This is a genomic window from Actinoplanes sp. URMC 104 (assembly GCF_051386375.1).
Lineage (GTDB): Bacteria > Actinomycetota > Actinomycetes > Mycobacteriales > Micromonosporaceae > Actinoplanes.
Window position 1 is genome coordinate 114,946 of sequence record NZ_JBPQTO010000007.1, and the last position, 25,413, is coordinate 140,358.

The 25,413-nt window shown below is 71.7% G+C and carries 21 protein-coding genes; 4 read left to right on the forward strand and 17 right to left on the reverse strand.

The features are described from left to right. Positions 1–138 precede the first annotated feature (138 nt). The 11 genes from ACSNN8_RS22255 to iolC are packed head-to-tail and all read right to left on the reverse strand — an operon-like array spanning position 139 to position 11,926. Complete coding sequence (locus tag ACSNN8_RS22255; protein WP_436651199.1) at positions 139–1,005, reverse strand: sugar phosphate isomerase/epimerase family protein; 867 nt, start codon at positions 1,003–1,005, stop codon at positions 139–141. Continuing rightward, positions 1,002–2,048, reverse strand: a complete 1,047-nt coding sequence (locus tag ACSNN8_RS22260; protein ID WP_436651200.1) for a Gfo/Idh/MocA family protein — start codon at positions 2,046–2,048, stop codon at positions 1,002–1,004. The genes ACSNN8_RS22255 and ACSNN8_RS22260 overlap by 4 nt, the downstream gene beginning before the upstream one ends. 5 nt (positions 2,049–2,053) lie before the next feature. Next, the gene (locus ACSNN8_RS22265) at positions 2,054–2,869 is read right to left on the reverse strand and encodes an ATP-binding cassette domain-containing protein (protein ID WP_436651201.1); all 816 of its coding nucleotides are present in this window, start codon (positions 2,867–2,869) and stop codon (positions 2,054–2,056) included. Positions 2,870–2,872: 3 nt separating this feature from the next. Continuing rightward, entirely contained in the window at positions 2,873–3,940 is a 1,068-nt protein-coding gene (locus ACSNN8_RS22270; RefSeq protein WP_436651202.1) for an ABC transporter permease, read from the reverse strand. Between the two features lie 13 nt (positions 3,941–3,953). After that, complete coding sequence (locus ACSNN8_RS22275) at positions 3,954–4,946, reverse strand: sugar ABC transporter substrate-binding protein (RefSeq protein ID WP_436651203.1); 993 nt, start codon at positions 4,944–4,946, stop codon at positions 3,954–3,956. A gap of 2 nt (positions 4,947–4,948) precedes the next feature. Then, positions 4,949–5,887 carry a TIM barrel protein gene (locus ACSNN8_RS22280; RefSeq protein ID WP_436651204.1) on the reverse strand — a complete coding sequence of 313 codons (939 nt, stop codon included), beginning with the start codon at positions 5,885–5,887 and terminating at the stop codon, positions 4,949–4,951. A gap of 15 nt (positions 5,888–5,902) precedes the next feature. Beyond that, complete coding sequence (locus ACSNN8_RS22285; protein ID WP_436651205.1) at positions 5,903–7,399, reverse strand: CoA-acylating methylmalonate-semialdehyde dehydrogenase; 1,497 nt, start codon at positions 7,397–7,399, stop codon at positions 5,903–5,905. A 10-nt stretch (positions 7,400–7,409) separates the two neighbouring features. Further along, positions 7,410–9,263, reverse strand: a complete 1,854-nt coding sequence (gene iolD, locus ACSNN8_RS22290; RefSeq protein WP_436651206.1) for a 3D-(3,5/4)-trihydroxycyclohexane-1,2-dione acylhydrolase (decyclizing) — start codon at positions 9,261–9,263, stop codon at positions 7,410–7,412. Further along, positions 9,260–10,153 (reverse strand): 5-deoxy-glucuronate isomerase, encoded by an 894-nt coding sequence (iolB, locus tag ACSNN8_RS22295; RefSeq protein ID WP_436651207.1) that lies wholly within the window; start codon positions 10,151–10,153, stop codon positions 9,260–9,262. The genes iolD and iolB overlap by 4 nt, the downstream gene beginning before the upstream one ends. Then, positions 10,150–11,007: a Cgl0159 family (beta/alpha)8-fold protein gene (locus ACSNN8_RS22300; protein ID WP_436651208.1), complete on the reverse strand. Its 858-nt coding sequence runs from the start codon at positions 11,005–11,007 to the stop codon at positions 10,150–10,152. Before ACSNN8_RS22300 ends, iolB begins: the two co-directional genes overlap by 4 nt. Continuing rightward, entirely contained in the window at positions 11,000–11,926 is a 927-nt protein-coding gene (iolC, locus tag ACSNN8_RS22305; RefSeq protein WP_436651209.1) for a 5-dehydro-2-deoxygluconokinase, read from the reverse strand. Before iolC ends, ACSNN8_RS22300 begins: the two co-directional genes overlap by 8 nt. Positions 11,927–12,145: 219 nt before the next feature. Here iolC and ACSNN8_RS22310 point away from each other — a divergent pair, with 219 nt between their 5' ends. Beyond that, positions 12,146–12,910, forward strand: a complete 765-nt coding sequence (locus ACSNN8_RS22310) for a GntR family transcriptional regulator (RefSeq protein ID WP_436651210.1) — start codon at positions 12,146–12,148, stop codon at positions 12,908–12,910. Here ACSNN8_RS22310 and ACSNN8_RS22315 read toward each other — a convergent pair. After that, positions 12,891–13,208, reverse strand: a complete 318-nt coding sequence (locus tag ACSNN8_RS22315; protein ID WP_436651211.1) for a hypothetical protein — start codon at positions 13,206–13,208, stop codon at positions 12,891–12,893. The two genes, ACSNN8_RS22310 and ACSNN8_RS22315, sit on opposite strands and share 20 nt — an antisense overlap. Before the next feature lie 2,036 nt (positions 13,209–15,244). Between ACSNN8_RS22315 and ACSNN8_RS22320 the strand changes: the two genes are divergently transcribed. Both ACSNN8_RS22320 and ACSNN8_RS22325 read left to right on the forward strand, forming a co-directional pair. Further along, positions 15,245–15,550, forward strand: a complete 306-nt coding sequence (locus ACSNN8_RS22320; RefSeq protein WP_436651212.1) for a hypothetical protein — start codon at positions 15,245–15,247, stop codon at positions 15,548–15,550. Between the two features lie 123 nt (positions 15,551–15,673). Next, positions 15,674–17,653 (forward strand): serine/threonine-protein kinase, encoded by a 1,980-nt coding sequence (locus tag ACSNN8_RS22325; RefSeq protein WP_436651213.1) that lies wholly within the window; start codon positions 15,674–15,676, stop codon positions 17,651–17,653. A gap of 45 nt (positions 17,654–17,698) precedes the next feature. Here ACSNN8_RS22325 and ACSNN8_RS22330 read toward each other — a convergent pair whose 3' ends face one another. From ACSNN8_RS22330 to ACSNN8_RS22340, 3 genes are read right to left on the reverse strand one after another with little or no spacing between them, the layout of a single operon-like run. Further along, positions 17,699–18,301, reverse strand: a complete 603-nt coding sequence (locus tag ACSNN8_RS22330) for a GNAT family N-acetyltransferase (RefSeq protein WP_436651214.1) — start codon at positions 18,299–18,301, stop codon at positions 17,699–17,701. Further along, on the reverse strand, positions 18,298–19,809 hold the full coding sequence (locus tag ACSNN8_RS22335; RefSeq protein ID WP_436651215.1) for an APC family permease: 1,512 nt from the start codon (positions 19,807–19,809) through the stop codon (positions 18,298–18,300). Before ACSNN8_RS22335 ends, ACSNN8_RS22330 begins: the two co-directional genes overlap by 4 nt. 40 nt (positions 19,810–19,849) lie before the next feature. Then, on the reverse strand, positions 19,850–20,503 hold the full coding sequence (locus ACSNN8_RS22340) for a GOLPH3/VPS74 family protein (RefSeq protein ID WP_436651216.1): 654 nt from the start codon (positions 20,501–20,503) through the stop codon (positions 19,850–19,852). A gap of 538 nt (positions 20,504–21,041) precedes the next feature. Here ACSNN8_RS22340 and ACSNN8_RS22345 point away from each other — a divergent pair. Further along, positions 21,042–22,049, forward strand: a complete 1,008-nt coding sequence (locus ACSNN8_RS22345; RefSeq protein WP_436651217.1) for a TerC family protein — start codon at positions 21,042–21,044, stop codon at positions 22,047–22,049. A 78-nt stretch (positions 22,050–22,127) separates the two neighbouring features. On the opposite strand, the gene ACSNN8_RS22350 is transcribed toward ACSNN8_RS22345, so the two are convergent. Together ACSNN8_RS22350 and ACSNN8_RS22355 are read right to left on the reverse strand one after the other, a co-directional pair. Then, complete coding sequence (locus ACSNN8_RS22350) at positions 22,128–22,385, reverse strand: hypothetical protein (protein ID WP_436651218.1); 258 nt, start codon at positions 22,383–22,385, stop codon at positions 22,128–22,130. Positions 22,386–22,555: 170 nt separating this feature from the next. After that, on the reverse strand, positions 22,556–25,330 hold the full coding sequence (locus ACSNN8_RS22355; protein ID WP_436651219.1) for an AAA family ATPase: 2,775 nt from the start codon (positions 25,328–25,330) through the stop codon (positions 22,556–22,558). Positions 25,331–25,413 lie beyond the last annotated feature (83 nt).

A 25,413-nucleotide genomic window follows, 5' to 3' on the forward strand; every position in this document is an offset into this window, starting at 1 on the left:
AGGGCCGCCGCGGGAAGGGGGCCGCCGCGGAAAGGGGGCCGCCGCGAGAAAGACGCCGCGGGCAAGGGGTGGCCTGACGCGGAAAGGGTCGAGGCAGACGCTGTGGGGCCGCCGGGACAACGGCGGCCCCACGCGCGCTCAGGGCTGGCGGGCGTGTTTCTGCACGTACTGGTTGATCTGGCTCAGGTTGTAGCGGGCACTGTCCTCCGCCCGCTCCTCCCAGGCGAAGACGCACACCGTGGCGATGCCGTCGAAGCCGACCTCGGACAGCGTGCGGAAGAACGTGTCCCAGTCGACCTCGCCCTGGCCGATGTCCAGGTGCTGGTGGATGCGGGCCGGCGAGCCGGGCGGGTTGACGATGTAGCGCAGCCCGGACGAGGCACGGAAGTCGAACGTGTCGGCGATGTGCAACTGGGTGAGCAGCGGACCCGCGTACCGGAGGATCTCGGCCAGGTTGCCGCCCTGGTGGAACGTGTGCGGGGCGCAGTAGAGGAAGCTGACCAGCTCCGAGTCGATGCCGCGGATCAGGTTGACCGCCCCGAGGCCGTCCTCGATGAAGTCGTCGGGGTGCGGTTCGAGCACGAGCCGCACACCCTCCCGCTCGAAGATCGGCAGCAGCTCCTCCATCGAGCGCCAGAACTGGGCCTCGCTACGGCCGGGCTCGGAAGGCCGGCCGTTGAACTCGGAGTTCATCACGTTCACGCCGAGGTCGACGGTGATCTCGATGGCGCGCTTCCAGTACCGTACGGCCGCCTGCCGTTCGTCCTCGTCCGGCCCGGACCAGCGGTAGAGCGGCAGCACCGACGCGACGGAGACTTCGGCGTCCGCCAGCGCCTTGCGGAACGCCGCCACCCCGGCCCGGTCCACCCGCGGGTGCACGAAGAACGGCAGGAAGTCGTCGCGGGGCGACAGCTCGATGTGGTGGTAGCCCAGGTCGGCCACCACCCGCGGCAGCTCGAGCAGCGGCACCCGGCGCAGCATGTAGGGATCGAGCGCGATCCTCATGCCGCGCCACCGGAGGCGACGGGACGGGGCGCGGTGACCTCCGCGGCGTACAGCTTGGGCCTGTCGGCCAGGACCACCGGCACGTGCTCGCCGGTTCGCAGGGCCAGCACGCCCGCGTCGGAGACCACGGCGGCCGCGTAACCGTCCCAGGCGCTCGGCCCGACCGGCTGCCCGCCGGCGCGCAGCGAGTCGATCCACTCCTGGAACTCGATGTCGTACGCCCGCAGGAAGCGCTCCCGCCAGTCGGCCGGCACCGGGTCGGAGGAGCGCCCGGCCGATCGCACGTGCACGGGGCTGAGCGATCCCAGCGACGCCGTGCCGTTCTCGCCCACGATCTCGCCGCGGATGTCGTAGCCGTACCGGATGTTCACCGAGATCTCGACGTCGACGAGCACCCCGTCGGCCAGCTCGAGCACCAGCATCAGCGGGTCCTGCAGCTGTCCCCCGTTGGCGCTGCGGCGCGGCACCAGCACCCGCACCCCTGTGATCTCCTCACCGAACATCCAGCGCACCATGTCGATCTCGTGCACCGCGGTGTCGGTGATCGCCATCTCCTTCTCGTAGAAGCCGGGCACGCTGGCGTTGCGATGCGCGCAGTGCATCATCAGCGGCGTCCCGATCTCGCCGCCGTCGAGGACCGCCTTCAACGCCCGGTACGCCGCGTCGTAGCGCCGCATGTAGCCCACCTGCACCAGCCGGCTGCCGGACGCGGCCTCGGCCTCCACGATCCGCAGGCAGGCCTCTGCCGTGGTGGCCAGCGGCTTCTCGCAGAACACCGGCTTGCCCGCGGCGATCGCGGCCAGCACGTACTGCTCGTGGGTCGGCCCCCACGAGCAGACCACCACCGCCTCCACGTCCGGGGAGGCGATCAGCGCCTCCCCGGTCTCGAAGACCGCGGCGCCCACCCGGGCGCCGACCGACGCGGCGACCGAGCCGTCCACGTCGGACACGGCGGTCACCCGCACGCCGGCCAGCACCTGCGTCATCCGCCGGATGTGGTCCTGGCCGATCATGCCGGTGCCGATGACCCCGACCTTGAGCATGCGCATCACCGCTTCAGCTCGTGCGACAGCTCGGTGAGCTCGTCGCCGCCGGCCATCTGCCGGGTCAGCTCGTCGAGGTCGACCTGCTTGCGGGTCTTGTCGAGCGTGGTCGCGCCCAGCTTGAGGATCACGAAGTGGTCCCCGACCAGGTAGGCGTGGTGCGGGTTGTGGGTGATGAAGACGACGCCCAGCCCGGCGTCGCGCGCGGCGGCCACGTACTTGAGCACCACGCCGGACTGCTTGACGCCCAGCGCGGCGGTGGGCTCGTCGAGGATCAGCACGCGCGCGCCGAAGTACACCGCCCGCGCGATCGCCACGCACTGGCGCTGGCCGCCGGAGAGCGTGCCGATGGGCTGGTTGATGTCCTTGACGACGATGCCCATCTTGCGCAGCTCGGTGTCGGCGATCTCCTTCATCCTCTTGACCTTGAGACCGGCCAGCGGGTATCTGCCCGCCGTCAGCTCGGAGCCGAGGAAGAAGTTGCGCCAGACCTCCATCAGCCCGACCACCGCGAGGTCCTGGTAGACCGTGGCGATGCCGTGCGCGAGGGCTTCGCGCGGGGACGAGAAGGAGACCTCCTTGCCGTCGACGCGCAGGCTGCCCTCGTTGTGCGGGTGCAGACCGGACATGATTTTGATCAGCGTGGACTTGCCGGCGCCGTTGTCGCCGAGCACGCAGGTCACCTCGCCGGCGTTGACGCGCAGGTTGATGCCGCGTAGCGCCCGGATCGCGCCGTACGACTTGCCGACCTCTTCCATCTCGATCAGCGGCTCGCCGCGGTGCAGGTCGCGGTCGGCGTGGGTGGCAAGGGTGTCGGTCATCAGCTATCCCACCTTCCGTGCCGTGGACATCTTCTTGACGTAGAGGTTGACCAGCACGGCGAGCAGCAGCATCACGCCGAGGAACGCCTTGAACCAGTTCGGGTCCCAGCCCGCGTAGATGATGCCGAGGCTGGTCATGCCGAAGATGAACGCGCCGATCGCGACGCCGAGCGCGTTGCCGTAGCCGCCGGTGAGCAGCGTGCCGCCCACCACCGCCGCGATGATGTAGAGGAACTCGTTGCCCACGCCGCCGCCGGCCTGCAGCGTGTTGAAGCGGAAGAGCTGGTGCATGCCGACGAACCAGCCCAGGAACGACACCACCATGAACAGGCCGATCTTGGTGCGGACCACCGGCACACCGACCGCGCGGGCGCTGTCCGGGTTGCCGCCGACCGCGAAGATCCAGTTGCCGACGCGGGCGCGCTGCAGGGTCCACGCGGCGAGCGCCACGAACAGGATCCACCAGAGCACCGACGTCCAGACCGTCACCGAGCCGATCTTGAAGCTGGACGCAAAGATCGTCCCGAGCGAGTCGAAGCCCGCGATGTTGCTGATGTCGGGGCTCGACACGGTCTCGGTGACCAGCTTGGTGACGCCCAGGTTGGCGCCCTGCAGCACGAAGAAGGTGCCCAGCGTGATCAGGAAGCTCGGGATGCCGGTGCGCATCACCAGGTAGCCGTTCAGGAAGCCGATCAGCAGGCAGAAGGCCAGCGACAGGATCGCACCGACCCAGAGGTTCACGCCGAAGTACCAGCAGAACATCGACGCGGCCAGGCCGGCGGTGTAGACGATGACGCCGGCCGACAGGTCGAACTCGCCGCCGATCATCAGCAGGCCGACGCCGACGGCGACGATCCCGATCACGGAGGCCTGGTAGAGCACGGTGAAGAACGACTCGGCCGAGCGGAACGAGGGCGCGAGCGTCAGGAAGAAGATGAAGATGATGATCGCCGCGACCAGGGCGCCGATCTCGGGCCGGGCCATCAGGCGGCTGGCCAGCCCGGCCCGGACCCGGCCGGGAGGCTCGGCGGAGGGGGACGGCGTGGGCGCCGCCTCGACGGTCTGACTCATGACGACACCCCCCTCACCGCGTGTTGTTCTTGGTGAAGGGCAGGATCCTGTCGATGTTCTCGCTGTCCACGAAGGAGGGACCGGTGAGCACCGCCTTGCCGCCGCCGATGTCGTTGCCGTTCTTCAGGTTGAGGTAGAGCGACGTGACGGCCATGTAGCCCTGCACGTACGGCTGCTGGTCGATCGAGAACAGGATCTTGCCGTCCTTGATCTGCTGGGCCGCCTGCTCGTTGAGGTCGAAGGTGACCAGCTTGGCCTCGCTGCCGGACTGCTCCTTGGCCTTGATGGCGTCGAGCGCCTGCGGGGCGCCGAGCGTCACGATCGCATCGATCGACTTGTCCTGCGCGAGCTTCGCCTGCAGCGTGGAGGTCACGGCCGCGTCGTCCGCGCCGTTGACCTGGATGTTCTCGGTGCCGGGGACGGACTTCTTCACGCCCGCGCAGCGCGCCTCGAGGGCCACCGAGCCGGTCTGCTGGATCACGCAGAGGGGGTGCTTCGCGCCCTGGCTCGCGAGCCTCTCGCCAGCGGTGGTGCCGGCCAGGGTCTCGTCCGAGCCGAAGTACATCAGCGCGCCGAGCCGCTGGAAGTCGTCGATGCCGGAGTTGAAGCCGACCACCGGGATGCCCGCGCCGGTCGCGGCCTTGACCGAGCCTGCCAGCGCGTCGGGGGTGACCAGCGTGGTCGCGATGCCGTTGACCTTGGAGTCCACCGCGTTCTGGATGAGGACGGCCTGCTTGGGCGCCTCCGGGTCGTTGGAGTACTTGAGCGTGACGCCGGTGTCCTTGGCGGCCTGCTGCGCGCCGTTCTTGACCTTGTCCCAGAACGTGTCGCCGGGCGTCTCGTGGGTGATGAAGGCGATGGTGTAACCCGAGCTGCCGGCTGCGTTGCCGCCGCCGGTGGCCGTGTCCTCGGTCTTCTCACGGCCGCCGCCGCTGCACGCCGTGGCCGCGAGCATCACCGCCGCCCCGGCGGCGAGCATCCGGAAGGTGCGCTTGCGAGAGGTCATGACTACTCTCCTATGGCTGGACGGGGTATGCCGGCGGCGCGGGAGTGAAGGCCGACGGAGTTGAGGTAGGTGCGGGTGCGCTGCGCGATCGGCAGCGGCACGTCGAAGTCGACCGGGTACATGTCCTGCTCGACGACGACGAACAGCTCGGCGTCGAGCTCGCTGAGCGCGTCGAGCACGGCGGGCACGTCCGGCTCCCCGGCGGGCGGCTCGACGCTGGCGCCCTGCGCCACCGCCCGGCCGAACGCGAGGTCCTCCTTGACGGCCCGCTCGGCGATCACCGGGTCCATCTGCTTGATGTGCACGTAGCCGACCCGCTCGGGGTACTTGCGGATCAGGCCGGGCACGTCGGCCTTGCGGTAGGCCAGGTGCCCGGTGTCCAGGCAGAGCGAGACGTACCGGGGGTCGGTGTCCTCGAGGAACCGCTCGGTCTGCGCCTGCGTCTCCACCTGGTAGTCGGCGTGCGGGTGGAACCGCATGTGCACGCCGTACTCCTCGAGCAGCACCTTGCCCAGGGTGTTGCTGTTGCGCACGAGCGCGCGCCAGGCGTCGGGGTCCAGCTCGGCCGGTTCGAGGTACGCGTTGGTGACGTCGTCGCGGTACCCGGGCACCGGCACGAACACGACGTTCTCGCCGCCCACGGCCGCGGTCAGCTCCGCCACGGCGCGGGTCGCCGCGAGTACGGCCTCGAAGTCCTTGTGCGGGCCGCCGACGCCGCCCACCGTGCCGCCGGCGACGGTGAGCCCGCGGGCGGCGAGCTCGTCGGACAGCTGCTTCGGGTCGGTCGGCAGATAGCCGTACGGGCCGAGCTCGAGCCACGAGTAGCCGGCCGCAGCCATCTCGTCGAGGAACCGCTGCCACGGCGTCTGCTTCGGGTCGTCGGCGTACCACACACCCCACGAGTCGGGGCAGCTACCGAGTTGCAGGTGACGGATTTCCATTCGGTGACCAGCCTTTTAACTAGCGGTGGGGAAGTGCAGAGAGGCGTCGTACGCGTGCGAGACGTGCGGCCACCGCGAGGTGACGACCTTGGCGCGGGTGTAGAACGAGACGCCCTCGGGACCGTGGACGTGCTTGTCGCCGAAGAGCGAGTCCTTCCACCCGCCGAAGGAGTAGTAGGCCATCGGCACCGGGATGGGGACGTTGATGCCGATCATGCCGACGCGCACCCCGCGCTGGAACCGGCGCGCGGCCTCGCCGCTGCTCGTGAAGATCGCAGTGCCGTTCCCGTACGGGTTGCTGTTGATCAGGTCGATGGCCGCGTCCACGGTGTCGGCCCGCACGACCGACAGCACCGGCCCGAAGATCTCCTCCCGGTACACCTCCATCGACGGCTCCACCTGGTCGATGACCGTCGGCCCGACGAAGAACCCGTCCTCGTAGCCCGGCACCCGCAGCCCGCGCCCGTCGACGGTGACCTTGGCGCCCTCGCGCTCGCCGCTCTCGATCAGCCCCTCGATGCGCTGCTTCGCGGCGGCCGTCACGACCGGCCCCATCTCGCTCTTCGGGTCGCGGCCGTTGCCGACCACCACCTCGCCGGCCTTGCGGTTGACGAGGTCCACCAGCGCGTCCCCGGCGCCCGCGACGGCCACCGCGGCCGAGATCGCCATGCACCGCTCCCCCGCCGAGCCGAACGCCGCCGCGGTCAGGTGGCCGGCCGCGAACTCGAGGTCGGCGTCGGGCAGGATGATCGCGTGGTTCTTGGCGCCGCCGAGCGCCTGCACCCGCTTGCCGGTGGCGCTGGCCTGCTGGTGGATGTAGCGGGCGATCGGCGTGGAGCCCACGAACGAGACCGCCGCGACGTCCGGGTGCTGCAGGATCGCGTCGACCGCGGCCTTGTCGCCGTGCACCACGTTGAAGACGCCGTCGGGCAGCCCGGCCTCGCGCCACAGCCCGGCGATGTAGTTGGACGCCGACGGGTCGCGCTCGCTGGGCTTGAGCACGAACGTGTTGCCGCAGGCGATCGCGACCGGGTACATCCACATCGGCACCATCGCCGGGAAGTTGAACGGCGTGATCCCCGCGCACACCCCGAGCGGCTCGCGGAAGCTGAACACGTCCACGCCGGTCGACGCCTGATCGCTGTACTCGCCCTTGAGCAGCTGCGGGATGCCGCAGGCGAACTCGATCACCTCGAGCCCGCGCTGCACCTCGCCGGCCGCGTCGGACAGCACCTTGCCGTGCTCGTCGGAGATGATCTCGGCGAGGTTCTTGACCCGCGCGTTGACCAGCTCGCGGAAGTTGAACATGATCTTCGTGCGCCGGCTGAGCGAGGCCTGGCTCCAGTCCTCGAACGCGGTGCGGGCCGCGCCCACGGCGGCGTCCACGTCGGCCTCGGCGGCCAGCACCACCTCGTGCTGCTGCCGCCCGGTGGCGGGGTTGAAGACGGGACCCTTGCGCGTCGACTGCCCGGCGGTGAACTCGCCGCCGATCCAGTGCTCGATGGTTGCCATCAGGAATTCCTTAGAGATAGAGCCGCTGCGAGCTCTTCGCGGCTTGGTAGGCGGCCCGGGCGTCACGGGTCGAGGACAGCTCGGACACTTCCGGAACCGGCACGTCCCACCAGGATTCGGAGGACGGCACCGGGGCGAGCGGGTCGGTCTCGATGTGCACGACGGTGAGGCGGTCGGCCTCCCGGGCGCGCTTGAGGCCGTCGGCCAGGTCGGCGATCGTGCGGCAGCGGATGACGTACGCGCCGAGGCTCTCCGCGTTGGCGGCCAGGTCGACGGGCAGGTGCCCGCCGTCGTAGTCGTCGCCGGACCCGCGGAACTGGTAGCTGGTGCCGAACCGCTGCGAGCCGAGCGACTCCGACAGCGCGCCGATCGAGGCGAACCCGTGGTTCTGCACCAGCACGACGACGAGCTTGATGCCCTCGGCGACCGCGGTGACGATCTCCTGGGCCATCATGAGGTAGGAGCCGTCGCCGACCATCGCGAACACCTCGCGGTCGGGCGCGGCCAGCTTGATGCCGAGCGCGCCGGCGATCTCGAAGCCCATGCACGAGAACCCGTACTCGACGTGGTACTGCTTCGGGTCCCGCGAGCGCCACAGCATCTGCAGGTCACCGGGCAGGCTGCCGGCGGCCTGCACCACGACGTCGCGCTCGCCGCAGGCCTCGTTGACCGCGCCGATGACCTCGGTCTGCGCGGGCAGGGGCCCGTGTCCGAGGTGGTACGCGTGGTCGACGGTCGCCTGCCACGCCGCGACCTCGTCGCGGTGGTCGCTGTCGAAACGCTTGCCGTTCAGGGCGGCGAGCAGCGCGTCCAGGCCGCTGCGCGCGTCGGCGACGATCGGGAACGCCGACTCCTTCGCGGCGTCGAACGCGGCCACGTTGATGTTCACGAACTGCACGTCCGGGTGCTGGAAGGCGGTCCGCGACGCGGTGGTGAAGTCGCTGTACCGGGTGCCGACCCCGATCACCACGTCGGCGTCGCGGGCGAGCCGGTTGGCCACCGGGGTGCCGGTCGAGCCGACGCCGCCGACCGCGCCGGGGTGGTCCCAGCTCAGCGCCCCCTTGCCGGCCTGGGTGTCGGCGACCGGGATGCCGGTCTCGCGGGCGAACCGGTCGAGCTGCTCGGACGCCTCCGAGTAGATGACGCCGCCGCCGGCGATGAGCAGCGGGCGTCGCGCGTTGCGCAGCACGGCCGCCGCCCGCTCCACGAAGGCCGGTTCGGCCTGCGGGCGGGCGACGTGCCAGACGCGCTTGGCGAACAACGCGTCGGGGAAGTCGTACGCCTCGGCCTGCAGATCCTGCGGCAGGCAGAGCGTCACGGCTCCGGTCTCGGCGGGGTCGGTCAGCACGCGCATGGCGCCCAGCAGGGCCTGCGGCAGCTGCTCGGGACGCCACACCCGGTCGAAGAAGCGCGACAGCGGCCGGAACGCGTCGTTGACCGACACGTCGTAGCCGGTGGGATCCTCGAGTTCCTGCAGCACCGGCGAGGCCGCCCGGGTGGCGAAGATGTCCGACGGCAGCAGCAGCACGGGCAGCCGGTTCACGGTGGCCAGCGCGGCGCCGGTCAGCATGTTCGTCGAGCCCGGCCCGATGGAGGCGGTGCAGGCGTACGTCGACAGGCGGTTGGTCATCCGCGCGTAGCCCGCCGCGGTGTGCACCATCGCCTGCTCGTTGCGGGCCAGCCGGTACGGCAGGTCGGCCTCACCGGTCCGCTGCGCCTGCAGCAGAGCCTGACCCAGCCCGGCGACGTTGCCGTGGCCGAAGATGCCCAGGCAGCCCGCGACCGCGCGGCGCTCGACGCCGTCCCGCTCGGTCCACTGACTGGCCAGGAACCGCACCACGGCCTGCCCGACGGTGAGTCTCACGATCGCGTCCTCTCGTTGCTGGAAGTGAGCGGCAGGCGGGGGTCGACCGGCACGCCGTCCCAGGAGCCCCGCACCCAGCCGTGCGCCGGGTCGTCGCGGACGAGCCACTCGCGCGCGCCGGGGCCGGCCATCACGTTGAGGTAGTAGAGGTCGTAGCCGGGCGCGGCCATCGACGGGCCGTGCCAGCCGTACGGGATCAGCACCACGTCGCCGCTGCGCACCTCGGCGCACACCTCGATCGGGCGGTCGGGGTGCCCGTACACCCGCTGGTAGGCGCAGCCCGCGCCGCCCTCCGGGGAGGTGCCGACCTCGTAGTAGTAGATCTCCTCGAGCGCGGACTCGTCGGCCGCGCGCTCGTCGTGCTTGTGCGGCGGGTACGACGACCAGTTGCCGCCCGGGGTGAGCACCTCGCAGGCGATCAGCCGGTCGGCCTCGAACCTCTCCGGCGTGCAGAAGTTGTTGACCTGCCGGCTGGCCTGCCCCGCGCCGCGCAGCTCGACCGCCACGTCGTCGGCCGAGCCGTAGCGGAACGGCAGCCGCCTGGTCGCACGCGCCGACGGCAACGCGAACCGGCCCCCGTTGGGCGCGCGCACGGTCACCGTGGCGTCGCGGGGGACGTACGCGAAGTCGGTCACCCGCGAGAACACCGAGCGCCGGCCGGTCAGCGTCATCCGCTCGTCGTCGCAGGTCACGTCGCAGCCACCGCTGAGCGGCAGCACCAGCATCTCGTCGTCGCCGGTGACGAACCTCGCGCGGGCGCCGACGGGCAGGTCGAGGACCCGCAGGCCGCTGTAGGACCAGCCGGCGTTCTCCGGGGTCACGACCACGTCGAACGGCTTGTCCGCCGTGCTGCCGCGCGGCACCACCGGGTTGACTCGTGCGGAGGTCACAGCAGGCTCACCGCCCGGTCGACCGCGTCGGCGACAGTGCCGGCGGCCGGGTAGAGCAGCGAGCGTCCGATGACGAGCCCCTGCACGGTGGGCAGCGTGAGCGCCTTGCGCCATTCCGCGTACGCGGCCTCGCCCTCGCCGCCGAGGATCAGCGCCGGCAGCGTCGTGGCCGCCATGACCCGCTCCATGTCCTGCACCACGGGCACCTTGAGCCAGGTGTACGCCGAGGTGGTGCCCAGGCCGGCCGCCACCGTCATCGCGCGCATCATCGCCTCGGCGGTCAGCTCGTTGCGCACCCGCCCGTCCACCCGGTGCGAGATGAACGGCTCCACCATGGCCATCCGCCGCCGGGCCGCCAGCTCGCTGACCGCCGCACCGCACGACTGCAGCGTCGCCACCGTGCCGGGGTCGTCGGGGTCGATGCGCAGCAGCATCTTGCCGCCCTCGAAGTGCGCCGCGGCGATGCTCTCGGCGTCGTAGGCGGTGAACCGGTCGTCGATCTCGAACGACGTGCCGGCCAGCCCGCCGCGGTTCATCGAGCCGATCACGACCTTGTCGTCGAGCGCGCCGAGAAGCAGCAGGTCCTCGAGGACGTCGGGGGTGCCGAGCACACCGTTGACGCCCGGGCGGGCCAGGGCCGTACGGATCCGGTCGAGCAGGTCGACCCGGTTGGCCATCGCCAGCGGGTCGTCGCCGGCGCGCAGCGCTCCGCGCGCCGGGTGGTCGGCGGCGATGACCATCAGCTTGCCGTGCGGGCCGAACAGCGTCGTGGGTTTGCGGCGCGCCGAGGCGGCGGCCGCGATGGCCGCGGGCCGGCGGGTGCGGATGTCGAGGAGGTCGTCGAGGTCAGGCATCGGTGGTCTCCCCGATCAGGGCGCGGACTTCGGCTTCGGTGGGCATGGCGTCGGCGCACGACAGCCGCGAGGCGACGATGGCCCCGGCGGCGTTGGCGAAGCGCATCGTCGTCTCGAGCTCCCATCCGGCGAGCAGGCCGTGGCAGAGGGCGCCGCCGAACGCGTCCCCCGCGCCGAGGCCGTTGACGACCTCGACGGGTACGGGCTTTGTCTGTGTCGTTTCGTTGTCTTTGGAGGCCAGGACGCCCTTCGGCCCCTGCTTCACCACGGCCAGACCGACACCGGCGTCGTGCAGTGCCTTCGCCGCCACCGCGGGGTTCCGGGTTCCCACGGCGGTGTCGACCTCGTCCTGGTTGCCCACCGCCACCGTCGCGTGGGGCAGCGCCTGGGCGTACCAGTGCCTCGCCTCCTCCCTGGACTGCCAGAACATCGGGCGGTAGTCGAGGTCGAAGACGGTGATGCCCTTCTTGTTGCGGTGCCTGAGGGCGGTCAGCGTGGCCGTCCGGGACGGCTCCTGCGACAGGCCCGTGCCGGTGATCCAGAAGATGCCGGCGTCGCGGATCGCGTCGTAGTCCAGTTCGGACGGATGGATCTCGAGGTCGGGCGCCTTGGGGAAGCGGTAGAAGTACAGCGGGAAGTCGTCCGGCGGGAAGATCTCGCAGAACGTCACGGGAGTCGGCAGCGTGGGCACCGGGGTCACGTACGTGTCGTCCACCCCGAAGCCGCGCAGCGCGTCGTGCAGGAACTCGCCGAACGGGTCGTCGCCGGTACGGGTGATCACCGCCGAACGGCGTCCGTAGCGGGCGGCCGCCACCGCGACGTTCGACGCGCTGCCGCCGAGGAACTTCTCGAAGGTGCGCACCTCACGCAGCGACACCCCGGTCTGCTGCGGGTACAGGTCGACGCCGATGCGTCCCATCGTCAATACCTCGTGCGCGGGCATGCGAATGCCTCCGGGCGCTCGTCGGTTGCAGAGGCGCGCATCTGGGGCTGGCGCGCGGTGTGCCGTGCTCGTTACGGCGCATGATCACCATCGGTGTCCGGACGGCGACGCTAGGTTTGCTGCCCTCGATGTAATAACTTGGAAACCCTCACGTCAATACTTTGTCCTGACAAACTCCGGGAGCGAGGGGTCGCGGTGACGTCCGAACTGTCCATGCCACAGGGGCGGCCCCGTCCGGTCGAAGTGGACCGGACCAGCCCCGTGCCGCTGTACTTCCAGGTCGCCACCCGGCTGCAGGAGCTCATCGAGAAGGGCGAGATCGGCGTCGGCGCCCGCATCGAGAACGAGGTCGACCTGGCCGAACGCCTGGGCGTCTCGCGGCCCACCACGCGGCGCGCGATCCAGTACCTGGTGGAGCGCGGCATGCTGGTCCGCAAGCGCGGTGTCGGCACGCAGGTGGTGCACCCCAAGGTCCGCCGCCCTGTCGAGCTGTCCAGCCTGTACGACGACCTCGTCGCCGGCGACCGCTCCCCCCGCACCGAGGTGCTGCGCCTCGAGGTGATGCCCGCCGCCGATCCGGTCGCCGCCGCGCTCGAGGTGCCCCCCGGCACGCTGGTCACCTGGATCGAGCGGCTGCGCTACGCCGGCGGCGAGCCCCTGGCGTTGATGCACAACGCCATCCCCGTCGACGTGCTCCCGCTGACCCGCGAGGAGCTCGCCGCGCACGGCCTCTACGAGCTGCTGCGCCGCAACGGCCTGACGCCGCGCATAGCCACCCAGGTCATCGGGGCCCGCTCCGCCACCGCCGCCGAGGCCAGGACCCTGGACGAGAAGCGGGGCGCCTCACTGCTCACCATGACCCGTACCGCTTGGGACGCCGGCGGCCGGGCCCTGGAGTACGGCAGCCACGTCTACCGGGCCAGCCGCTACAGCTTCGAGCTCAACCTCTCCGCCGGTTGACCACCTTGGCGGCACAGCCGGCGAGCGCGTCGTGCGGGTCGGCGCCCAGGCTGGCGATCGCCACCAGCGCCGTGAACGCCACGTCGGCCAGCTCCGCCGTCACCTGGTCGCGGGTGTGGGTGACCCCCTTGCGCGGGTTCTGGCCGAGCAGGCCTATCCAAGCCTCCGCCGCCTCGCCCGCTTCCTCGGTCACCTTGAGAATCCGGCAGGTCAATTCCAGCGGTTCCGTGCCGTTGGACTGATCCAGCCACCGCCGAGCCTCCTCGACCGCGGGCCAGATCGGGTCGTCCTCACCCAAGCCACTCTCCCATCCTCTTCCGTCCACACTTGAGCGTGGCCCGTCTTCGGCCCTTGCCGCCGGCGACGGCCTCCTTCCGTTCACCACAGACGCTGTCCGCCGCTACGGCCATGCCGCCATCAGCGACGCTGCGCCGCTTCGGCCACGCCATTCTTCCCACCTTCGGCCACGCTCGTTCCCGCCGCCGACACGCCCACGACGCCGCCCGTCCTGGCGCCAACGCCACGCTCAGCGCGTCGCCCCTCACAGCCCACCCACCGCGCTGCCCCCTTCGGCGGCCGGCACGCTCGCCTGCCGCGCCGTACTCAACGCGTCGCCTCTCCCAGCCGCTACGGCCACACCCCACGCCGGCTCGGCCTCCAACTACCGCCACGCCGTCTCCCCCAGGCAACATGCGTCGCGCACTCGCCGCCTCGGTAGCTGCCTGCTGCCGCACCCAGCCGGGCTGCTTCTGCCAGCCGCCCTGGCCACGAACACCTCGCGGCCTCAGCCTCCGCTGCCACCACGCCCGCTCCGCCACTGCCCTTGCCGCCACAGCCGCGCCCCAGCGCCACCGCCCCTGGCCGCACCCCTGCGCGCCACCGCCTCGGGCCGCCACCGCCGCGCCCCTGCGCGCCACCGCCCCGGGCCGCCACCGCCGCGGCGCCCCTGCGCCACCGCCCTGGGGCCGCCACCGCCGCACCCCTGCGCGCCACCGCCCCGGGCCGCCATCGCCGCGCCCACCCCGCCACCGCCGCACCCCTCCGTCACCGCCCCGGCCGCCACCGCCCACCGTGACTGACGTTCAGCCCGTGCCATTTCGATGCTCGCGCTCGCAACAAGCCGCTCTCCGACTGCCGTCCGGCCCGCCGCCCGCCTCTCCCCGCCGCCACTCCCACCAAGCCCCGCCAGTCACGGCCTGCGCCCTATCCAGCCGAGCCGCTCTCCTCCGGCCGCGCGCCTAGGTCACCTGCGCGCCACGAGCCGTGCCCTGCAGCCGTCGGCACCCCTCACCGCCAGTCCACCGCCTCACCTGCCATCACCCCCTCGATCACGGCTACGGCCGAGCACCACCGCCTTGATCACCTGAGCACCCCGCCCGCTCGCGGCCCGCCGGCATTTCGATCACCAGCGTGCCCCCGCCTCCCCCGCCCACCCAGGGACTGGGGGGCGGGCAGGGCGCCGACCATGCGCCGCTCCGCGAATCTTCGGCCGCGCCTGTCCACAGGAAGCGCCGACGTGGAATTGCGGTTTCCACAGCTGCGCCCAAGCCGGAGTGGATCTTCTACGGTGGGCCACCGCCTCCCCCGCCCACCCGGGTGTGGTGGCGACCCTACACCAATGCGCAAGGTCATTGTGCGTTATCCACAGGCGCTTTCGTCCACTATTTTCGGTCCTCGAATGGCATGATCGACACGCCGATGGGCCGGGCATTGATGGGTCGGCGGCGGGATAATTAAGTCATGCGGCAGCTACAGTTGTTCACCAAGGCGGAAATCGCCGGAATGCGCGACCGCACGGCGTCGCGTCGCTATTCCGCCGGGCGTGAGGCATTCCGCCAAGAGCACGCGCGCCACCGCGCTTGGGGGCTGCAGCGTCGACACGCCGCGAAGCTGCTGCGCCTGCGTCGTGAGCGCGCCACCGCCGAGTCGGCGACCACCGGGTGCCGCCCGTCCGCAGCGCCGCGAGCCATCGCCGCCCATGACGCGGCCGCCCCTCCCCAGCCGACAGCGGAGGTGCAAGAAATGTCACCGGCGCCGCCGATGACGGGACGGAAGAAGCGGGTGGCGGCATCACGACGACCGCCGACGACTACGCACACAGCACCACGGAGTCGATCAACCGTTGCGCCGAGCCGGCGACTGCGCCGTGCGCCATGTCGCATCGTCCGGCCTTCGTCGGCCGAACGGCTTCTTACACCGGCCCGCGGCAGAAGGCGAGATTGGCCCGGCCCGCCTCCGAGCGCTCCGCAATCAGCGCCGACGACCATTAACGCAATGCCGCGGTGCAATTAACTAGCGCCGAAGTGTCATGCCGGGGATGCAATGAGAGCGTCCATGGGAAAGGCGAACAAGAAAGGTTGGAGAAGGCGCACGCGCACGGCAATAGGCAACGGCACGATGGCGGTCGGCCCGGGATGCCGCATGCCGGCGCAGGGAGAGGTGGCGCACGGAGAGGAGGCGCAAGGAGAGGAGGCGCGAGGAAAGGAGGCGCAGGGAGAGGAGGCGCAGGGAGAGGAGGCGCAGGGAGAGGAGGCGCAGGGAGAGGAGGCGCGAGGAAAGGAGGCGCAGGGAGAGGAGTGGACAGAGCCGAGTAAGACAGGAACGAGTCACCGAGAGTTGGGTGACGGGTGCGGGACGTGACTCGCCGTGTGTGAGAGAACGGGCGTCTCGAGGTTGCCCGTATCGGGATCGATGCGGACTATCGGCGTCGTTCCGGGCCGCGTAGTTACGCGGTCGCTCGCTGTAGGAAGGATTCGACCTCACGTGCAGTCATCCCCCTCCCTGACCGGCGGTACATCCGGCGAGGCCGCGACGGCGGATCTCAGCGGACGCTGCGTCGGCAACTCGTACGTGCTGGTCTGTCCGGTCGGGCACGGCGCCACCGGGACGGTGTGGCGCGGCATCGATCGGTCCACCGGCGCCGACGTGGCGGTCAAGCTGCTGCACGAAGGGTTGCTGCGGCAGCCGAAGCTCGTGATCCGCTTCGTGCAGGAGCGCACGATCCTGATGATGCTGCGCCACGAGAACATCGTGGGCGTGCGCGACCTGTTCAGCGTCGGCGGGACCCTGGCGCTGGTCATGGACTACGTGGCTGGCGGCAGCCTGCGCAGCCACCTGCGCGCGCGCAGGACGCTTGCCCCGGCGGAGGCGGCGGGGCTGGTCGCGCAGGTGGCGGCCGCGCTGGCGCAGGCGCACGAGCTCGGCGTGGTGCACCGCGACGTGAAGCCCGACAACATCCTGCTGCAGGACAACGACGTACGGCTCACCGACTTCGGCATCGCGCGGATCCTGGACACGGCGGGGCTGACGACGCCGCAGGCCGTGGTGGGCACCCCGCACTACATGGCGCCGGAGGCGATCCAGGGCGAAGCCGTGCCCGCGTCCGATGTCTACTCGGCGGGCATCCTGCTCTACGAACTCGTGACAGGAGCTCCGCCGTACGCCGGGGAGCCGCTCGCGGTGCTCCGCGGGCACCTCGACGAGGTTCCCGAGAAGCCGGACGGCATGCCGCACCCCGTATGGGACCTGATCACCTGGTGCCTCACGAAGGATCCCGTACGCCGCCCCACCGCCGCCGAGCTGGGTCAGGCGCTGCGCGACCTGGCGCGGCTGACGGCCGGCACGCCGGCGATGGACCCCGCCGCCGAGGTGACCGAGACCGAGGGCGTACGGGCTGTCGTCCAGCCGTCGGTGCGACGCGTGCCCGCCCGCCAGCGGCCGCGCAACGGTCCCCGCTCGTGGATGTGGCGCCGGCCCTGGGCCATGGCGACGCTGATGGCGGGCGCGGTGGCCGTGTCGGGCGTGGGCGGCTTCAACGCGTGGGAGTTGCTCGACGCGCGCGACGAGCCGGCCGCCGCGCCGCACTCCGCGCTGCAGGGGTCCGGCGACCGCACGGCGGGAGCGTCGAAGCCGGCCGCCGGAATGCCGAGCAGGGAACTGCAGGATGCAGCACGGCTCACCCAAGGCGAAGCGGGAACGGGACTCGCAGGCGGAGCGGGAACAGGACTGGCGAGCGGTGCGGGAGCCGGAATCGGCAGCGGAGCAGGACTCAGCTGCGGAGCTGCATTCGGTGGCGCAGCCGGAATCGGTAACGCAGCGGGAATCGGTAGTAGGGCGGGATCCGGTGGCGCGGCGGGACCCGGTTGCGGAACTGGATTCGGTAGCGAGGAGGAACGCCGCAGCGGAGCAGGATCGGGCACCGCAACAGGCACCGGGTCCGGCAGCGGAGCGGGAAAGGGAATCAGCAGCGGAGCCGGTAGAGGCAAGAAAGCAGGGACGGGCAACGGAACGGCAGCCGGTGGTGCCGCCGACCTGGGGATCGGTGTGGGCGCGGGCAGCGGCACCGGAGCCGCCGCGGGCGGATCGCAGACCCCGGCCGGCGAGGAGGCCGGCCCCTGGCGGTGCGGCGACAGCTACAACTGGGACCTCGGCCACCCGGTGCTGGCCCGCCCCTGTTACGCCACGGGCGGCTCGGTGCAGGTGCTCGGCCGGATGGAGGCGATGCCGGGCGTGCAGGCCGACGTCTCGCTGACGCTGCGCGACGCCGGCAGCGACGAGGTGGTCGCGGGCCCGTACACCTGCAAGGGTCTGCTGTTCACCGACTTCGCGCTGCAGCACAGCTGCGGGCCGGTGGAGCTGCGGCCGCCGCACGGGCGGCGGCTCGTGGTGGTGCAGACGTGGGAGTACACGCAGCGGCCGCTGCTGCCGGCGGGCACGGCGCGGGGGCCCGCGTTCCAGTGGTGAGGTGAGGGGCGCGGCCGGACGGTGGCCGCGCCCCTCACGTGCGCGTCAGGCCGCGCGCCACATCCGGAAGAACGGCGTGCCGTCGGGCAGCAGCATCTCGAACGGGTCCATGTCGGCGTACCCGGCCCGGTGGTACAGCCGCACGTTGTCGGCGTTGGTGCCCTCGAGGTACGCCGCGACGCCGGCCGCGTCGAGCTCGTCGTGGCGGCGCTTCATGAGCCGGCTGCCGAGGCCGTGCTCCTGGTGCTCGGGGTGCACCGCCAGGAACGCCAGGTGCCAGTGCGGGTCGTGCGGGTGGTTCTTCTCGAACAGCACGTCGAGCGCCACGAACCGGTCGAGGTAGTCGCCGGTCAGCTCGCGCAGGCGCTCCTCGTAGCCCGCCTGCTCGGGCATCTCCTTCGTGTAGTCGTACCAGACCGCGGCCGCGGCGAGCCCGCTGCCGTCGGGCAGGTCGATGACCTCGATCCGGCCGTTGTCCACGGCGTGCTCGGTGAGCAGCGTGAAGAAGTCGGCCATGACCTTCAGACGGTCGTCGAGGGGCGGCACCAGGTACGCGTTCTGCGGCAGGTCGAAGAACGAGTAGCTGATCAGGTGCCCGATCGCAGGGATCTCCTCTTTCCGGGCAGGGCGGATCTCGGGGTAGCTCACAGGGGGTCCTTCGTGTCGGTGGAGGCGAGGGCGGCGGAGAACCCGCCCGTCGAGGAGGCGCTGCGGGCGCCCAGGCCGATGCCGGCGTACACCTGCGGGCGGCTGCCGCGCAGCACCAGCGCCCAGGCGATGCCGGCGGCCAGCAGCACGGCGAAGGAGAGCGGCACCACCCAGGTGGGCTTGCTGCCGGGCTCGACGCCGAACAGCGTGGCGATGTTGCTGAGCGCCAGGTACGACATGGTCAGCAGCAGGACCGCGCCGAGCACGGGGGCGCCGAGGCGGTGCCAGAAGTCTTCGCCCTCTGGCCGCTTGGTGAAGTAGCCGATGACCGCGATCGAGGTCAGCGTGACCAGCAGCAGCACGCCGATGCCGCCGCCGCTGCCGCCCCAGAAGAACAGGTTGACCAGCGGGTCCCAGCCGGCCACCGCGTACAGCACGATGACGACCAGGCCGAGCACGCTCTGCGCGAGCGAGCCGTTCTTGGGGGCGCCGGTGCCGGGGACCGTACGGCCGAAGGTGCGCGGCAGCACGCCCTCGCGGCCCAGCGAGAACATGTAGCGGGCGATGATGTTGTGGAACGAGATCATCGCGGCGATCAGCGACGTGAGGAACAGCGCGTACCCGAGGTCGACGGCGCGGCCGCCCAGCTGGTCGGAGGCGACGTTGAAGAACAGGTCCGGGCCCTCCTCGGTGGCGCGGCCGACCACGTCGCCGCCCGCGGCCGAGATCATCGCCCAGGAGGCGAAGCCGTAGAGCACGGCGATCAGCGCGATGGCGATGTACGTGGCGCGGGGCACGGTGCGGCGCGGGTCGCGCGACTCCTCGCTGAACACCACGGACTGCTCGAAGCCGACGAAGCCGGTGACGGCCATGACCAGCAGCGCGCCCGAGCCGGCGCCGACCAGGGTGCCCGGGTCGAGCGGGGCGGACGACGCCGAGAAGTTCGGCGAGAAGATGTCGGCGACGCTGAACGCGAAGACGATGACGATCTCGGCGACCAGCAGCGTGGCCAGCACCTTGCCGTTGACGGCCACGTCGCGCACGCCCAGGACGGCGGTCAGGGCCCAGACGATGAGCGCGAGCCCCCACCACGGGATGTCCACGCCGAACCACTTGTCGAACAGCGGCGAGGCGATGGCGCCGAACCCGCCGTACGAGGCGACCTGGAACATGTTGTAGGCCAGCAGCGCGACCCAGGACGCGCCCACGCCCAGCGGGCGGCCGAGACCCTGGGAGATGTACGCGTAGAAGGCGCCCGCGTTGGCGATGTGCCGGGCCATCGCCACGTAGCCGACCGCGAAGATCGCGAGGACGACCGCGACCGCGGCGAACGCGATCGCGATGCCGGTCAGTCCGGTGACGGCCAGGCCGGTGGGCACGACGCCGGCGACGACCGTGAGCGGCGCGGCGGCGGACATGACGAAGAAGACGACCGCGGCCACGCCGAGACGGTCGCGGGCCAGGGCTGTCGAGAGCTGACTTTCGTGGGGTGGGGCGGTCGTGGACACGCGGTCTCCAGGAGGGGGTGAGGGGGGTGGTGAGAAACGGTCAGGCGCGCCGGGCCATCACGGCGTCGCCCACCGCGGCCTCGGCCTGCCCGACCAGCTCCAGCAGCATCGCGGGAAGCCGCCGCTTGAGCTGGTCGAACAACTGGTTGCGGCCGCGGGCGTCGAGGGTGACGAAGACGTGCTGGTCGAGGCCGGTGGCGAGGATGAGGCCGGCCAGCACGAGGTCGGGGATGTCGAGGAGCTCGCCGCGGCTGATGTAGGTGCGGATCCGGGTGGCGGGCCAGCCGGCGATCATCGAGTCGGACGGCACGAAGGCGACCTTGGCGGAGCCGAACAGGCCGCGCTTCTCCTGGCGCTGCACGAGGGCGGCACGGGCGAGGCGGCGTTCGACGAGGTCGGTGGCGACGCCGGTGGAGAGGAAGGCGATCCAGTCCCGTACGGCCCGGTGGTGGCCCTCGCGCAGCAACTGGTCGAGGACGGCGGTCGCGGCGGGGTCGCCGGTGGGGCGGTCGTCGACGATCTGGATCTTGCCGTCGATCACGTCGATCCGGCGCCAGAGCACGAGCTCGCCGATCAGCGCGGCCGCCATGCCCAGGCCGAGCGTGGCGGGCGAGAGCAGGCACCGGCCCTTGACGGAGTCGTGGGCGGTGAGGAAGAGGTCGTCTGCCAGGGGTAGCTGTGCCGAAGCCGTCACGGCACGTCTCCTCTCCACTTCCGGTGTCACGCGGGGTCATCTCGCCCGGTGATTACGGAAAGTGATATTCACGGCTGTACGCCGACGTCACGGTGTGCGCCCCCCAGAACGACATCGCGTAGCATGCCAGCGACATCAACTCGGCGCAACGTCCGCATCGGACAAGATTTCGGTCCTGAGTGGCCGGTCGCACGATGCATCCTGCATCAACGCTCTGACCAGCAGAATTTCCGATCATCTGTGATCTTCGCAAAACAGATTTAACACTTCGATGGACGTTTATCTATGCATTTTGCGTCGCCTGCACGGGGAGGTCCGTCGATGCACTCCGCGCATGACCCTCGGTGTTCACCCGCTCGCACCTCTACTCAGCGTAACGCCCGGCGGTGCATAAGGGGAAAAGCGTTCATACCCGGCAGTGAGGTCGCAACGGACAGTAAAGTCCCTGGTGGGCAAGGTTCCGCACAGCAATCTCCCAGGCTAACCGGGGACGATTGATCGGCTGCCGCCCCGCTTATCGCCCGGAGGTTCCATTCCCATGCTTGAGGTCACCGCGCTCGGCTGGACGCTGACCATCGGGGTCATCGTCGCCCTGCTCGCCCTCGATCTGACACTCGGCGTGCTCCGGCCGCACGCCGTCGGCTTCCGTGAGGCGGCGGCCTGGTCGATCTTCTACATCGCCGTGGCGGTCGCGTTCGGCGTCGTCTTCGGACAGATAGCCGGCTGGGACTTCGGCGCCCAGTACTTCGCGGGCTACATCGTCGAGAAGAGCCTGTCGGTCGACAACCTCTTCGTCTTCGTGATCATCATGAGCACGTTCGCGGTGCCGGAGAAGTATCAGCAGGAGGTGCTGACCTTCGGCATCATCATCGCGCTGGTCATGCGGGTCATCTTCATCGCCCTCGGCGCGACGCTGCTCAACCTGTTCTCGTTCATGTTCCTGATCTTCGGCCTGCTGCTGATCTTCACCGCGGTCCAGCTGTTCCGGCACCGCGACGAGGACCCGGACGTCGAGGACAACGCGCTGGTCAAGGCGACCAAGCGGTTCCTGCCGGTGACCGACGACTACATCGGCGGCAAGATGATCACCCGGGTGGACGGCCGCCGCGTGGTCACCCCGATGTTCGTGGTGCTGATCGCGATCGGCAGCTCCGACCTGCTGTTCGCCCTCGACTCGATCCCGGCGGTGTTCGGCGTGACCGACGAGGCGTTCATCGTCTTCGTCGCCAACGCGTTCGCGCTGCTCGGCCTGCGCGCCCTGTTCTTCCTGGTGAAGGGCCTGCTCGACCGGCTCGTCTACCTGTCCGTCGGGCTGTCGATCATCCTGGCCTTCATCGGCGCCAAGCTCGTGCTGCACTGGCTGCACGTCGACATCAACACCTCGGTGCCCGAGATCCCGACGCCGCTGTCGCTGGTGGTCATCGTGGTCATCCTGGCGGTCACCACCATCGCCAGCCTGATGAAGTCCAAGCGGGACCCGGACTCGAAGGCCCACGCCGGCAGCCTGCGCGCGAAGTCGTCGAAGGACGAGCGGCAGGCCCACTGACGAAAAGAAACACCGGCCGGGGCATGGCCCCGGCCGGTGTTCGAGTCGTGGGCCGGGTCTCCCCGGCCGGAGGGGCGGTCAGCCCCGGTAGCCGCCCAGGCCCGCGGTCTGACGCCCGGTGCTCTGCTGGCGTGCCACGTCCTGACGGTAGAGGATCGCGCGGATCTGCTCGGTCTCCTCGTTGCTGTGCCGGGCGAGGAGCTCGTCGAGCTCGGCGCGCTCGGCGGTGGTGCGGAACGACGCCAGCTCGCCGGCGAGCCGGCGGTTGGCGACGCGCATCGTGCGGCGGTTCGCCAGTGCCGTGCGCACGTCGCGCAGCTTGGTCGTGAACTGCATGGCCGTCTCCTTACGGATGGTGATGGCGATCAGGCCTCGTCGCCTTCCTCTACAACGATCCGCGGCCGACGCTTCATCCCCAAATCAAGCAGGTAAAACGTGCGCTACGAAGGTGACGGCGGCCACGGGTTTTCTGTAGCCGGGGTCACTCTCAGTGGCGAAGAGGCTGGTCAGGCACTCGTGGTGAGATCGGACACCACAGTGGGCAGCCGGGACGACAACTGGGTGCGCGAGCGAACGCCCAGCTTGCGGTAGATGCGGGTCAGCGTCGCCTCCACGGTCTTGACGCTGAGGAACAGCCGGCCGGCGATCTCGCGGTTGCTGGCGCCGTCGCGCACCAGCGCCGCGATGCGCAGCTCCGTCGAGGTGAGACCCAGGTCGAGCGGCGCGGCGCCCGCGGCCGACGTGCCGGCCAGCGCCCGCTCGGTCTGCTCCGCCCACGGCTTGGCGTCGGCCGCCAGGAAGATGGCGAGCGCGGCGCCGATCGCGAGCCGCGCGGCGGCGTACCGGCGCCGGCGGCGCTCGGCGCTGCCCTGCACGAGCAGCGCGTGGGCCTGCTCGATCGGCTGGTGCAGCAGTTCGAAGTGGTGGGCCGCGGACGCCGACAGCAGCACCGCCGAGTCGGGCTGGCCGCTCTCGGAGAGCACCACCGCGGCGGCGCGGTCCAGGTATCCCGACAGCGCCGGGTTGTCGCCGAGCCGTTCGGCGGCGGCACGGGCCGCGGCGAGCGTCGCGACCGCCTCGGCGTGCTCGCCGAGCGCCGCGAGCCCGCCTGCCAGGTCGCCGTGCCAGCGCACGATCATCGGGTCGGCGCCGCCGGAGCTCGCCTCGAGCTCGCGCAGCCGGCGCAGCGCGGCCACCCCGGCCCGCGTCTGCCCGGCGCGCAGCTCGGCCTGGCCCAGCGCGTGCAGGTTGCGCCGCAGATAGAGCGTGTCGCCCTCCTGCTCGGAGGCGCGCACCCCGCGACGGGCGAGCTCCGCGGCCGCGGACAGGCTGCCGCCGGCCAGCTCGGCGACCGCCGCCGTGTACCAGGTCGGCCCGGGGCTGAGCCCGGCGCGCTGGGCGGCCCGGACGGCGCGGTGCGCGTAGTCGAGCGCCTCGCGGCAGCGCCCGGCGCGGGTGGCCACTTCGGACAGGCTGCGCAGCACCTCGACCCGGGCCTCGCCGATGCGGTCCTGCTCGGCGACGACCAGCAGGCCGAGCAGCGCGGCCCGGGCCTCGTCGAGCCGATCGTCCATCATGGCGAACCGCGCGGCGACGTAGCGCGGGCCGTAGTGCAGCCAGTCCGGCGCCGGGTGGGCCGGCAGCGCGAGCGCCCGGGCGAGGGTGCCGGCCCAGCCCGGCTCGCCGCGCAGCCGCTCGACCTGGGCGAGCACGCTCAGCGCCATGGCCTCGGTGGTGGGGTCGCCGGCCGCGCGCGCCGCCAGCGCCGTCCGCGACGCCTCGCCGACCGCGCGGTCCGCGTCGCCGGCGAGCAGCGCCGCCCAGGTGAGCCGCAGCAGCACCGGCGCGCGCAGGGCGGGGTCGTCACCGGACTCGGCGAGCGCGGCGGCGAACATCTCGCCCATCTCGGCGAGCCCCTGCCCGGCGAGGTCGAGCAGCACCAGCCGGGCCCGGACCCGGTGACCGGGCGGCGCGTCGGCGGCGAGCACGGCCTCGGCCGCCCGCCCGGCCAGCGCGGCCGCTCCCCCGCTGAGCCCGTTGCGGGCCGCGGCGACCAGCCAGTCGAGCCGCCGGTCGGCGTGGGTGTGCGGGCAGCGATCGGCGGCGAGCAGGTAGAGCTCGGCGGCGGTGCGGCCGGCCCCGCCCGCGCACCGGTCGGCGGCCGCGGCAAGCGTCCGGGCCACGGCGGCGTCGGGAACCGAGCTGCGCAGCGCCCGGTGCCGCAGGGCCTGGGCGGGGTCGACGGCGCCGGCGGCGAGCGCGGTGTGCGCCTCGGCGCGGTCGCCGGCGGAGGCGTCCTCGGCGAGCACGGTGGCGATCAGCGGCGGGGTGAAGCGCACCCGGTCGCCGTCGACGGCCACCACGCCGGCCTCGGCGGCCCGGCGCAGGTCGTGCCCGGCGTCCTCGCGGCCGGCGCGCAGCAGCAGGGTGACCGTCGGGTCGGTGGCGAGCGCGGCGGCCAGCAGCGTGGCCCGGGTCGCCGCGGGCAGCCCGGCGAGGCGTTCGCGCAGCAGCTCGCGGACGGCGCCGGGCACAGGCGAGGGGCGCCAGGCAGGCCCGGGCGGCAGCGCGGCGGCGAGCGCCAGCGCCAGGAACGGGTTGCCGGCGCTGGCCTCGTGCATCCGGCTGGCCAGGCGGCAGGGCAGGCCGCGGGCCTCGAGCAGCTCGGTGAGGTCGCCCGGCTCGAGCGGCGGCACCGGCAGGTCGAGCGCCGGCGCGGGGCACAGCCGGGCGGCGCGGCGGCGGCCGGTCGGGTCGGGGTGCCGCTGGGCGGCGATCACGCGGACGCGCGGGCCGGGGCGGCGGCGCATGGCGAAGGCGATCAGCTCGGCGGACTCGGCGTCGAGCCACTGGCAGTCGTCGAGCACGAGCAGCACCGGACGGGTGCGGGCGCAGCGGGCGAGCAGCAGCGGCAGCACCAGCCGGCGGGCGAGCGCCGCCGACCCGGCGCGCGGGGGCAGGCCCTGCCGCAGGGCGGCGAGGGCGGCGCGCTGGGCGGGCGGCAGGGTGGGGGCCTGCTCGGGGAGCTGGGCGAGGAGGTCGGCGATTCCCGCGTACGGGACCAGGCGCTCGCTGCGCACCGGGCGCAACCGCACGACGAGCTCGCCGCGCGCACAGGCGGCCGAGGCGACGGCGTCCAGCAGCGCCGTCCGGCCGATCCCGGCCGGGCCGTGCAGGGCGACGCCGCCGCCCGCGGCCAGGCGGCCCTCGATCGTGGCGAGCAGCTCGCCGCGCCCGCGCAGGGCGCTCACGTCACCGGGCACAGAGCCGTTACCGAGCACACAGCCACCCTCCAGGTCCGAGCCGGACCCAGCCTAGAAAGCGGCAGGGGGTGCCATCAACAGGTGCGCATGTGACGACGGCA

Coding starts and splice junctions, on each gene's coding strand:
- ACSNN8_RS22260 (WP_436651200.1), bottom strand. CDS start 2,048: ATGCTCAAGGTCGGGGTCATCGGCACCGGCATGATCGGCCAGGACCAC.
- ACSNN8_RS22265 (WP_436651201.1), bottom strand. CDS start 2,869: ATGACCGACACCCTTGCCACCCACGCCGACCGCGACCTGCACCGCGGC.
- ACSNN8_RS22270 (WP_436651202.1), bottom strand. CDS start 3,940: ATGAGTCAGACCGTCGAGGCGGCGCCCACGCCGTCCCCCTCCGCCGAG.
- ACSNN8_RS22345 (WP_436651217.1), top strand. CDS start 21,042: ATGCTTGAGGTCACCGCGCTCGGCTGGACGCTGACCATCGGGGTCATC.
- ACSNN8_RS22280 (WP_436651204.1), bottom strand. CDS start 5,887: ATGGAAATCCGTCACCTGCAACTCGGTAGCTGCCCCGACTCGTGGGGT.
- ACSNN8_RS22285 (WP_436651205.1), bottom strand. CDS start 7,399: ATGGCAACCATCGAGCACTGGATCGGCGGCGAGTTCACCGCCGGGCAG.
- ACSNN8_RS22275 (WP_436651203.1), bottom strand. CDS start 4,946: ATGACCTCTCGCAAGCGCACCTTCCGGATGCTCGCCGCCGGGGCGGCG.
- ACSNN8_RS22350 (WP_436651218.1), bottom strand. CDS start 22,385: ATGCAGTTCACGACCAAGCTGCGCGACGTGCGCACGGCACTGGCGAAC.
- ACSNN8_RS22300 (WP_436651208.1), bottom strand. CDS start 11,007: ATGCCTGACCTCGACGACCTCCTCGACATCCGCACCCGCCGGCCCGCG.
- ACSNN8_RS22255 (WP_436651199.1), bottom strand. CDS start 1,005: ATGAGGATCGCGCTCGATCCCTACATGCTGCGCCGGGTGCCGCTGCTC.
- iolC (WP_436651209.1), bottom strand. CDS start 11,926: ATGGGACGCATCGGCGTCGACCTGTACCCGCAGCAGACCGGGGTGTCG.
- ACSNN8_RS22320 (WP_436651212.1), top strand. CDS start 15,245: ATGGGAAAGGCGAACAAGAAAGGTTGGAGAAGGCGCACGCGCACGGCA.